Consider the following 10,240-nt stretch of genomic DNA (forward strand, 5'->3'; position numbering starts at 1 on the left):
CGATCACTGTCCGGCACCGGCCAGCTCGCCCGCCAGCGCACTACGTCCGGCCACGCCGAGTTTCCGGTACACCCTCGTCAGATGTTGCTCCACAGTGGACACCGTGATGTACAACGTTTCGGCGATTTGTCGGTTGGTCCGCCCGTGCGCCGCTAGTTCCGCGACGCGCAGCTCGGCGTCGCTGAGCGCCGTCGCCACCGCTCCCTCCGGGTCCGCGCGCGGCGGTTCCGGTCTCGATGCGGTCGGACGAGGCGTGAGCGGACGCATCGGCTGCCGCGGCACCTGCACCGGTTTCACCAGCCCCGCTGAGCGTTCCGCGCGCTGGCCGAGCTGGTTGATCGCGCGGACCGTGCGGGCCAGCTCGAGCCGATCGCCGGATTCCTTGAACGCCTCCGCGGCCCGGTTCAGCAGACCGGACCGCGCACCGGTGTCCCCGGCGAACGCCAGCACCCGCAACGCCACTGCCTGCGAGAACGCGTCCGTCGTGTCCGCCAGCTGCTGTTTCGCCAGCTCGACCGCCAGGGTCGGGTTGCGCAGCCGCAGGTTCGCCTCGGCGAGGTCGGTCCGCCACGGTGCCACCGCAGGCAGGTCGAGATTGCGGTCGCGGAGAATCCGTTGGCACTGCTGGAAATCGCTCACCGCCGAGAGCCCGCGATTCGTCGCCAGGTGGAACTGCCCGCGCGCCCTGAGGAACCGTACGCCGCCGAGTGTCGTGTACACGGTTTCGGGGAGAGCGTGTCGCAACACCGCTGCTGCGGCCTTGAACGCGCCTGCGGCGGTGTACGCGGTCAGCATTGTCGCCAGCGGGTACGTGATCGCGACGCCCCAGTTCGGTTCGTCAAGCAGCGCAAGCGCACGGCTCGCCGCCTCCGCCGCTTCGGCCGGTTCACCGCGACGCAGCAGCAGGCTCGCGCCGAGAGCGTCGAGCATCGCCTTCCACGTCACCGCGCCGCGATACTCGGCCTCCTCGGCCAGCGAACTGCACCAGCCTTCCGCGCGCTCCGCCTTGCCGTCGTACGCGAGCGCGAGAATGGCTGTGGCCAACGCTTCCAGCGAAGTGTCCGACAGTCGGCAGTTCTGCAGAATCCGCTCCGCGCACACCGAAGTCTCTTCGCTGCCGCCGGCGTGCCACACCGACGCAAGCGTGGTTGCCGTGCGCATCCACGGATCCGACGCATCGACCGTCAACTCCGGCGCGGTGCCGTAATGCCAGTGCGCGGCGAGGGTCAGCTCCGCTGCCGTACGCGGGTGTAGCGGTTCGAGGTCGTCGCCCAGCCGGACCAGCGCGGACTCGAACGTTTCCCGGTCACCGAACCACAATGACTGACGCACCAGCGCGATCCGGTCGGATTGGTCGAGCGAACCGGCTTCCCGCAACGCCGCGAGATGCGGTGCGGCCGCTGCCGGGTTGACCCGCCAGGTGATCTTGGCAAGCAGCTGCGAAATCATCTGCTGCTCCCAGGACGCGGTGGTCGTCGATGCCGCCAGCTGCAGACAGCGGGTGGCGAAGTCGACGTCGTCGCCGAGCATCACCTGCTCCGCCGCCGCGACCAGCACCGGCAACGCCCACTCCGCCTGAGCTTCGCCCGCCGCCACGAGATGCCGCGCGACCTCCGGTGCCGACAACCCGCGTGCGTGCTTCACCTCAGCAGCCCGGATGTGCAACCGCACCTTCTCGGACCCGCGCAAGCCGCCGACGACCGCCGCCGCGGCCGGCTGCTGCCGGAACCGCACGCCGTCGACCAGCCCAGTCTCCACAAGCAGCCCCGCCGAGGCCTCCGCCTCGACCGGGTCAACGCCCGCGACTGTCGCTACCGCGTCTGTCGTCACGTCGGTGTCCAGCACCGCGATCGCCGTCGCCACTTCGCGCAGCGGTGAACCGTAGCGACGCAAAAGCCGTTGCACTGCCTCGGAATACGCTGCGCCGTCGTCCACCGAGCTGCGACCCGCGTCGACCAACGCACTGACCAGCAACGGATTCCCCGCGCTGAGCCCGTGGATCCGCTCGGCCTCGCCGTGGTCCGCGACCAACTGCGCGATCGCCTCCACCGTGAACGGCGTGAGATGCACGTAGCGGTGCGGCTGCGCGGCGAATTCGACGCCCTCGCCCGAATACCAGCCGTCCGGCTGCGTCAGCACCAGCAACATCGCGGCCGACCGCGCCCGCCGCTGCAACCGCAGCAACAACCGCGCCGAGGTCTCGTCCACGTGCTGCAAATCGTCGACCGCGATCAGCAGCGACCGCTCCCGCGCCAGCCGGTGCAACGCACTGCACAACGCGGCGATCCGATCCTCGCCGTCCGCCGCGGCCACCACTTCACGCGGCAACGCCGGGCTTGCCAGCAATTGGTCGAGCACGCCTCCGTCAACGTCGCGCTCGTCAGCCGCGCCCGCCGCGGTGAGCGTCAGAACGCCCAGCTCACGGGCTCGCGCCACCACTTGGTTCTGTACCTGAGTCTTCCCGCTGGCCGGTCCTCCGCCGACCAATACCGTGTCTCCTGCCCCCGCATCGCATTCGATCAGCAGGCCCTCAAGGAGGGACACTGCTTCATTCGGCTCGGTGCGGCGGTTCTGCCCCCAGTTCACGCCCATCGCAAGCTCCTCGACCCAACGGTCATCTTCCTGCGTGTGCCACAGTCGCAGCCGCCCCCTAAGCACAGCCAACCGCGATCTAAAGTCACTCAATCAGGTGATCACGATTACGTGGCGTTGCAGTTGCCTTGTCCTCGTTGTGCTGCCGCCTGGTTGCGAGGGGCTGTTTTCCGCTGCCAGGCCTGCGTTTTGGCTCCGGACAGTGATCTTGGTGCACCTGCTTCCGCAGTCGGGGTTGACCACTTCGAGCTATAGCGTAATCGAACGTGCGTTCGAGAAAATCAAGAGGTGTCCACCACAACGACGCTTCCGGCCTGGCAACTGTCAGACCGGGACCTGACCACCAGACTCCTGACCACCCAAAGACAACAGAACGTCGCCTATGCCGCGCAGCTGGAGACAATCCGAGAGCTGGAATCCCGTGGTGCCGTACCCGAGGGCTACTCCTCGACCGCGGCCTACCTGGCGACGATTCTGCACGTGACGCCGCGCGAGGCCCGCAGCCGACTCGCCCAGGCCAACGGCACCCTGCCGCTGACTTGGAAAGCCCTGACCGCTGGCGAAATCACCGCCCAGCACGCGGCGGTGATCGCCGAGTTCCTGGCTGACGCGCCTAGATGGCTGACTCCCGAGGACTACACCGTCGCCGAGGACACTCTGGTGACGCTCGCGGTGCAGGCCAACCCTGGCACGGTTCGCCGCGTCGCTACCCGGCTGAAGATCTACTGGGACAACGATCCTTCCGAGATGCCCGGCGCAGACTCTTCGGCGGATGATTCCCCGTCGCCTGACTCGGACCACGGGTTGGATCCTGACTCGGTTCCCGGCTCCGGTCCTGACTCCAGCTCCGGTCCCGACTCCGGTTCCGGTCCTGACTCGTCCGCGCGCCCTTGGCGAGAGTTCCGCTGGCATTGGACCCGAACCGGCCGCTTCCGCTTCACCGGCAACGTAGACCACGAGACCGGCACGTTGATCGAACAACTGCTGGTCCCCCTGGCCGCACCGGACCCCGCGTCCGCGCCCGGCACCCCGGACCCCCGCACTCCAGCGGAACGCCACGGCGACGCCATCGCCGCGATCGTCGACCTGGCTGCCCGCGCTCCGGACCTGCCGAGCAAAGCCGGGGAACGAGCAGTCGCCACCGTGACGGTCAGCCTGGAAACCCTTCAGAGCACGGCGAAAGCGGTCTTCACGGACGACGAATCCGTCCTGCCCGCCTCCCACCTGCGGCGAATCCTGTGCGACGCCAAGGTCTACCCCGCCGTCCTGGGCACCGAAGGCCAAGTCCTCGATTTGGGCCGCTCGGCCCGCACCGCCACGAACGCCCAGCGCCGGGCCCTGGCGATTCGAGACCGAGGCTGCACCTTCCCCGGCTGCGACCGAAGTCCAAAGTGGACAACTCCGCACCACGTCGTCCACTGGGCCAACGGCGGCGCGACGGACCTGGACAACCTCGCGTCCTGCTGCGAACGCCACCACCGCCTCCTGCACCACAGCGGCTGGCACATCGTCATCCGCGACGGCGCCGTGTACTGGATCCCGCCGTCCATCCTCGATCCAGAGCAGAAACCTCTGCGCAACACCGCCCACAACCCGCCACCCGCTCCGTTGCGAACCGCAGTCCCGGCCGTGAGCAGCACCCCTCCCCGGCCACGCCGGGCCAGCTAGGGGTTGTCCAGTGCCGAGCCGCCCCGAACACTCCTGGTTTTGTGACCGCAGTGGACGAAACACCCGCGAACGCACGCACAAGCCGGTGGATCCGCCGTTTCCACCCGACCGACGGGGCACGGGCGCGTCTGGTGTGCCTCCCGCACGCCGGAGGTTCGGCGACCGCCTACTTCCCGCTCTCCGCAGCCGCGGCGGGGCAGGACTTCGAGGTGGTCGCCGTCCAATACCCCGGACGCCAGGACCGCCGCAGCGAACCCTGCCTGGACACGGTCGCCGCCATCGCCGACGCGATCGCCGACGACCTGGCCGGCTGGCCCGACCTGCCGGTGGCTCTGTTCGGCCACAGCATGGGCGCCACCGTCGGCTACGAGGTGGCCCGCCGCCTGGAGGCTCAGGGCAACTCGCCGCTAGGCCTCTTCGCCTCCGCCTGCCGAGCCCCGTCCGCGCAACGCATCGAGTTCGTCCACCAACGCGACGACGACGGCCTGATCGCCGCCCTCAAGGAACTCAGCGGCACCGACGCCGGCGTACTGGGCGACGACGAACTGCTGCGCATGGTCCTGCCCGCGATCCGCGGCGACTACACCGCCGTCGAAACCTACCGGCACCAACCAGGTCTGGAGCCAAGCTGCCCCATCCAGGTCCTGGTCGGCGACGCAGACCCGGTAACCGACCTGGACGAGGCCACTGCCTGGCGCAACCACACCACCGGAACCTGCCAGGTCGAGATCTTCCCCGGCGGCCACTTCTATCTGAACGACCAGCTCAACGCCGTCCTCAAGACGATCACCACATCCCTGGCCGGATGGCAACCGGGAATCCACCGGGGATAAGGGTGGGGAAACCCCAGGGAAGCCTCAGGAGCACACCCCATGGTCCTCGCTCCCCGGTTCCGAGAAACTAGGTACATCAAGGAAACACCCCCTCAACCCAGGAGGCCATCATGATGGCGATCACCACCGCCCCCGGCGTCACCCAGCGCATGCTCGCCAACGGCCACCTGGAGCTGACCTGCCGCACCACCAAGCGCCACATCGAATGCGAGCCGGTGGCCGCCGCGATGTGGATCGCCCTGAAGCAGCACAACGGCGACGTCGACCAGGCCGCGACCACGCTCTCCACCCTGTGGGAGACGAACGAGGAAGACACCCGCTACGACCTGATCGCCCTCGCCGGTTCCCTGTGCTCGCTGGGCATGGCGACCGAGTCGTAACCGGAACTGCCTCGAACCCTCGCAAATACCGGGCCAGCCCGAACGAAACCGAGGCTGGGCCAACCCTAGCGAATGTGGCCAGGCCAACCCCCGATACGCGGCCAACGCCGCTCCGCCCGACAGCCACCCGCCACGCCACGCCTGCGTGCACTAACCGCCGCGGCCCGTCCCTGCTTAGGAAACTCCGGCCAGGCACGGTCTGAACACGGTCGCCCCCGAAGAGAACGAGACGGCTCTGCCAAATGCAGTCGTCAGGACTGCTCCAAAGCCCGCTCGATCGCACGACGCGCCCGCCCTGCGGCCGTCCGGTCATGCTGTAACTGCATGGCCGCGTTCAATGCCAGCCCGGCGGCGATGATCTCGAACAGCGCCTGGTCGACGTCGAACCCAGCAGGCAACTCACCGTTCTCCACCGCCGCAGCCAGATCAGCACGCAACTGCTCCCGCCAACGCGACCACACCTCGGCCACCGCGTCGCGGACCCGCCCGGGACGGCCGTCGTACTCGGTGAGCGCCGCGGTCATCAGGCAGCCGCCAGGCAGCAGTGGCGCTTCCAGGTAGTCCACGGAGTTGGCACACACCGCGCGCAGCCGCCGCAGACCCGGCGGTTCGGGCAGCGCGGGCTCCACCACCCGATGCCAGAAGTCCACGAACGCCTTGTCCAGCGTGGAGATCTGCAGCATCTCTTTCGTGCCGAAGTGCTTGTGCACCCCGGACTTGCTCATCTCCAGCTCCTCGGCGAGCCGGCCGATCGTAATCCCGTCCAGCCCCTCCGCGGACGCGATCTCGGCCGCGCGGTCGAGGATCCGGCCCCTGGTGGCCTGCGCTTCGGCCGCTGAGCGTCGCGGTGACATGCCCCAAGGATAGCGTACGGTCGTTCTCTATTGATTAGAGTACGTCCGTACGCTAAATTTCCGGCGACCACCGCGACCACCACGACCAAGGAGCACGAAATGCGGATGCGACGACTGGGCTGGGCCGGGCTGGAGATCGAGGCAGGCAGCGAGCGCCTGGTGATCGACTACGTCCGGGACCTGTCACCGCTGTTCACCGGATGGAAGTCCGGCGAAGGACTGGCGACGCCGAGCGGGAAAGTCACCGCCGCACTGGTCACTCACCTGCACCGCGACCACACCGACGCGGCCGCTCTCGCAGACGTGCTCACCCCAGAAGCGCCAGTACTCCGGCCAGCACCCGGACACGGCGACGATGTCGACAACGTGACCACGCTGCCCGCCGAGCACGAGCTGGTCCTGCACCGACTGGCCGCCGAAGTCGTGGAGCCCTGGTCCACCCGAGAAATCGGGCCGTTCCGCGCCACCGCGGTCCCTGCCGTCGACGGACTGGGCGACCCGCAGCTGAACTGGGTCGTCGAGGCCGACGGGCAGCGGGTTTTCCACGGCGGCGACACGATGTTCCACGGCTGCTGGTGGCTCATCGCGCGCCGGTTCAGCCCGTTCGACGCGGCGTTCCTGCCCGCCAACGGCGCGGTGGTCGACGCGCCGCACCTCCAGCCGCCGAGTCCGTTCCCCGCCGCGATGGATCCCCGGCAAGCCGTCGCGGCCGCGGAAATCCTCGACGCCCGGTACGCGGTGCCAATGCACTACGAGGCCGAGCAGCCGGACAAGATCGCGGGTTACGTCGAGGTTTCCGACCCGGAAGCCGAGTTCCGCCTGCATGCCGGTCGGCGCGCACGCATTCTGCCTGTCGGGGAATGGCTGAACCTGGCGCACGCGACCGGGAATTCCGCCGTGGCAGCGAGTTCAGACCACAAGCTCTAGGCCGGGACCTGGTTTGGCGCAAAGGAGCCAAAACCCCGCACTCGCTCAGGTGGTGCGGGATCTCGGTGCCCTCGAGGCTTAGCGGCCCGCCTTCGCCGGAGGGTGCTCCGCTCCGACGAAGGCCAGCAGGTCTGCGTTGAGCTGCTGGCGGTGCGAGAGATGGAGCATGTGCGACGCGTTCCGGTAGACCACGAGCGCGCTGTCGGGGATCAGGTCGGCCGAGAGTTGTCCGCAGGTCTCGAACGGAGCGAACGCGTCATGGTCGCCGTGCGCGATCAGGGCAGGGACCCGGATTTCGCGCATTTCCGGCCTGAAATCCGCCGCCAGATTTGCCTCAGTGCAGGCCACCGCGGCTTGGAGCGACACACCCATCCAGTCGCGAATGGCACGATCCTTCTCCAGTTGCGGTATCGCGCAGCCCGGCAACTGATCGCCGAAAGACATCGCGGCGTTCTCGGTCACCCATTGGCCGTATTGGGTCCGAAGCTGGTCCAGCAGCGCGGTGGCGGCTTCCGGATCGACGTCCAGTTTCGGTGCCGTCGCACCGACCAGCGCGATGCGGGCGACTCGCTCGTCGCCGTGTCTGCTGAGGTAACGCACGACCTCGCCGCCGCCCATCGAGTGGCCGACCAGGGTGACGTCGGCCAGGTCGAGGGTGTCGAGCACTGCGGCCAGATCGTCAGCGAGAGTGTCGAACTCGTACCCGGTGCCAGGGTCGTCGGACCGGCCGTGGCCGCGGCGGTCGTAGGCGATGGCACGGTATCTGTGGTCGGACAGGTGCAGCATCTGGTGCTGCCACATGTCGCCGCTCATCAGCATGCTGTGGACGAACACGACGGGGCGTCCGGAACCCCAGTCCCGGTAGAACAGCTCGGTTCCGTCCGCGGTACGGAGATGGGGCATTTCGCTTCCTTCGGTCCGGTTGAGATCTGCGGACCAGCCTCGCCGCTGCCGTCGCGGGAGGGTCGACCCCGATTACCGGACCGGACTCTCCCCGGTGGGAGACTGCACAATGGCAGCCATGACCGGGTATCTGTCGATCGGCGACTTCTCCCGCGCGACCCACCTCACCGTCAAAATGCTGCGCCACTACCACCAGGCCGGGCTGCTCGAACCGGCCGACGTGGACCCGTACACCGGCTACCGGCGCTACACCGACGCGCAGTTGCCTACCGCCCAGGTCATCCGCCGCTTCCGCGAATTGGGCATGCCGCTGGACGAGATTCGGGCGGTGCTGGCCACCAGCGACCTGCGAGCCCGCAACGACCGGATCACCACGCACCTCAACCGCCTCGAGGACGAACTCAGCCACACCCAGCGCACCGTCAGCGCTTTACGGGACCTCCTCGCGCCCGAACCCGCCGCGAGCGCTCCCGATGTCGAGTTGCGTCGCGTGCCCGCCGTTCCGGCCGCGGTGATTGTCGAGACTGTCGATGCCGAGGATTCGGTGACTTGGCTTCAAGGTGCGCTCGGCGAGCTTCACGCGACCCTCGCCGCGCAGCATCTGCCCGGCACCGGTCCCGCCGGCGGGATCTATGCCGACGAACTGTTCACTCACGAGCGCGGGCAGGTGACCGTCTTCGTGCCGTGTGCCGAGCCCCTCCGTCCCGTGGGCCGAGTCTCGGCTCAGACCGTTCCCGCCACCGAACTTGCGGTCATGACGCACCACGGACCGCCCGCCGACGTCGACCGCACCTATTCTGCCCTCGGGGGGCACGTCGCCCGGCACGCCCTCGCCGTCGACGGTCCCATCCGCGAGTACTACCTGATCGGCCAGCGCGACACCGCCGACGAGACCCAGTGGCGAACCGAGATCGGCTGGCCGGTCTTCCTCACCGGCCCTGGCGGCACAGCTCGCTGACCGAGTTGCCCAGGTGGGCTGAGAACAGGCTACTATCGTTTCAGATGTTAAGAGCATCTGATCATGACATCGCTATGCTGAACTCGAAAGGAACCGGTCAGCAATGCGCGTGCTCTTCACCAGCCTCGCGTCGGTCGGGCACACCTACCCGCTCATCCCGCTCGCGGTCGCCGTTCGGGAGGCCGGGCACGAGGTGCATTTCGCTGCCGGGGAGAACGTCCACGCGTCCTTGCACCGCAACGGATTGCGCCCCTTTCGGCCAGCGGACTCGTTCTACGAGATCTACGCCGAGGACCTCGAGCCCGACCTCGCGCGGCTGCGGCCCGACCTCGTCGTCCACGAATGGGGGCAGCCGGGCCCAGCCGTCGCGGCGCAGCGGGCCGGGATTCCCAGTCTCTGGCACGGGTTCGGCCGCCTGTTTCCCGACGGCATCGGGCTTCAGCGGCCTGTCCCGGACGCACCGCATCTCGACATCTGCCCGCCGTCCTTGCAGGACAAGGACTTCCTCGCGACGGCCGAGCGGATCGAACTTCGACCGGTCGCCTATTCCGAGCCGCTGCCCGAGTGGCGTGTCGAGAGGACGTCGCGACCGTTGGTCTACCTGACGCTCGGTACCGCGTTCGGCACCGCAGAGGTGCTCGCGACGGCTATCGAGGGACTGACGGCGCTTGGCGTCGATGTGGTGGTCGCCGCTGGGAACGTCCAACTCGGTGCGGTGCCGAAGAATGTCACGGTCCAGAGTTGGGTACCGCAGGCTGAGCTGTTGCCGTACGTCGACGCGGTCGTGCATCACGGCGGCAGCGGTACGACGCTCGGCGCGCTCGCGGTCGGAGCGCCACAGCTGATGCTGCCGCAGGGAGCGGATCAGTTCGCCAACGCGGAAGCCCTCAGCGCCGCGGGAGCTGCGTTGCGCATTCTTCCCGGTGAACTGAGTACAGACAATGTTGCCGAGGGCGTCCGGACGCTGCTGTCCCGGCACAGCGGACACCGCGACGCGGCTCGGGCGATCGCTGAGGAGATCGCGCGCATGCCGTCGCCCGATGAGGTTGCCCGGGACTTGCCTAAGTGGGCCACGGCCAAGTAGAGAGCGATGGGGCCGCCCGGTGGGGCGGGCGGCCCCAAAGC

The 10,240-nt window shown here is 68.3% G+C and carries 9 protein-coding genes; 6 read left to right on the forward strand and 3 right to left on the reverse strand.

The features are described from left to right. Nucleotides 1-3: 3 nt before the first annotated feature. Nucleotides 4-2,592: a helix-turn-helix transcriptional regulator gene (locus D0D37_RS21605; RefSeq protein WP_116202378.1), complete on the reverse strand. Its 2,589-nt coding sequence runs from the start codon at nucleotides 2,590-2,592 to the stop codon at nucleotides 4-6. Nucleotides 2,593-2,880: 288 nt separating this feature from the next. Here D0D37_RS21605 and D0D37_RS21610 point away from each other — a divergent pair, with 288 nt between their 5' ends. From D0D37_RS21610 to D0D37_RS21620, 3 genes are all read left to right on the forward strand, one after another. Beyond that, nucleotides 2,881-4,260: an HNH endonuclease signature motif containing protein gene (locus D0D37_RS21610; RefSeq protein WP_116202379.1), complete on the forward strand. Its 1,380-nt coding sequence runs from the start codon at nucleotides 2,881-2,883 to the stop codon at nucleotides 4,258-4,260. A gap of 50 nt (nucleotides 4,261-4,310) precedes the next feature. Continuing rightward, nucleotides 4,311-5,093: a thioesterase II family protein gene (locus D0D37_RS21615; protein ID WP_116202380.1), complete on the forward strand. Its 783-nt coding sequence runs from the start codon at nucleotides 4,311-4,313 to the stop codon at nucleotides 5,091-5,093. Between the two features lie 113 nt (nucleotides 5,094-5,206). Then, on the forward strand, nucleotides 5,207-5,473 hold the full coding sequence (locus D0D37_RS21620; protein WP_244223615.1) for a hypothetical protein: 267 nt from the start codon (nucleotides 5,207-5,209) through the stop codon (nucleotides 5,471-5,473). A 251-nt stretch (nucleotides 5,474-5,724) separates the two neighbouring features. Here D0D37_RS21620 and D0D37_RS21625 read toward each other — a convergent pair whose 3' ends face one another. Continuing rightward, entirely contained in the window at nucleotides 5,725-6,327 is a 603-nt protein-coding gene (locus tag D0D37_RS21625) for a TetR/AcrR family transcriptional regulator (protein WP_116202382.1), read from the reverse strand. Between the two features lie 99 nt (nucleotides 6,328-6,426). On the opposite strand from D0D37_RS21625, the gene D0D37_RS21630 reads away from it, so the two are divergent. Beyond that, complete coding sequence (locus tag D0D37_RS21630) at nucleotides 6,427-7,254, forward strand: MBL fold metallo-hydrolase (RefSeq protein ID WP_116202383.1); 828 nt, start codon at nucleotides 6,427-6,429, stop codon at nucleotides 7,252-7,254. Between the two features lie 78 nt (nucleotides 7,255-7,332). Here D0D37_RS21630 and D0D37_RS21635 read toward each other — a convergent pair whose 3' ends face one another. After that, a complete protein-coding gene (locus tag D0D37_RS21635) occupies nucleotides 7,333-8,157 on the reverse strand; it encodes an alpha/beta fold hydrolase (RefSeq protein ID WP_116202384.1) in 825 nt (274 codons plus the stop codon). A gap of 118 nt (nucleotides 8,158-8,275) precedes the next feature. Between D0D37_RS21635 and D0D37_RS21640 the strand changes: the two genes are divergently transcribed. Then, nucleotides 8,276-9,115: a MerR family transcriptional regulator gene (locus D0D37_RS21640; RefSeq protein ID WP_116202385.1), complete on the forward strand. Its 840-nt coding sequence runs from the start codon at nucleotides 8,276-8,278 to the stop codon at nucleotides 9,113-9,115. A gap of 103 nt (nucleotides 9,116-9,218) precedes the next feature. Beyond that, nucleotides 9,219-10,199, forward strand: a complete 981-nt coding sequence (locus tag D0D37_RS21645) for a glycosyltransferase (protein WP_116202386.1) — start codon at nucleotides 9,219-9,221, stop codon at nucleotides 10,197-10,199. Nucleotides 10,200-10,240: the final 41 nt, after the last annotated feature.

The organism is Amycolatopsis circi, from assembly GCF_003385235.1.
GTDB classification, from domain to species: Bacteria; Actinomycetota; Actinomycetes; order Mycobacteriales; family Pseudonocardiaceae; genus Amycolatopsis; species Amycolatopsis circi.

Coding starts and splice junctions, on each gene's coding strand:
- D0D37_RS21635 (WP_116202384.1), bottom strand. CDS start 8,157: ATGCCCCATCTCCGTACCGCGGACGGAACCGAGCTGTTCTACCGGGAC.
- D0D37_RS21640 (WP_116202385.1), top strand. CDS start 8,276: ATGACCGGGTATCTGTCGATCGGCGACTTCTCCCGCGCGACCCACCTC.
- D0D37_RS21605 (WP_116202378.1), bottom strand. CDS start 2,592: ATGGGCGTGAACTGGGGGCAGAACCGCCGCACCGAGCCGAATGAAGCA.
- D0D37_RS21625 (WP_116202382.1), bottom strand. CDS start 6,327: ATGTCACCGCGACGCTCAGCGGCCGAAGCGCAGGCCACCAGGGGCCGG.
- D0D37_RS21630 (WP_116202383.1), top strand. CDS start 6,427: ATGCGGATGCGACGACTGGGCTGGGCCGGGCTGGAGATCGAGGCAGGC.
- D0D37_RS21645 (WP_116202386.1), top strand. CDS start 9,219: ATGCGCGTGCTCTTCACCAGCCTCGCGTCGGTCGGGCACACCTACCCG.
- D0D37_RS21620 (WP_244223615.1), top strand. CDS start 5,207: ATGGCGATCACCACCGCCCCCGGCGTCACCCAGCGCATGCTCGCCAAC.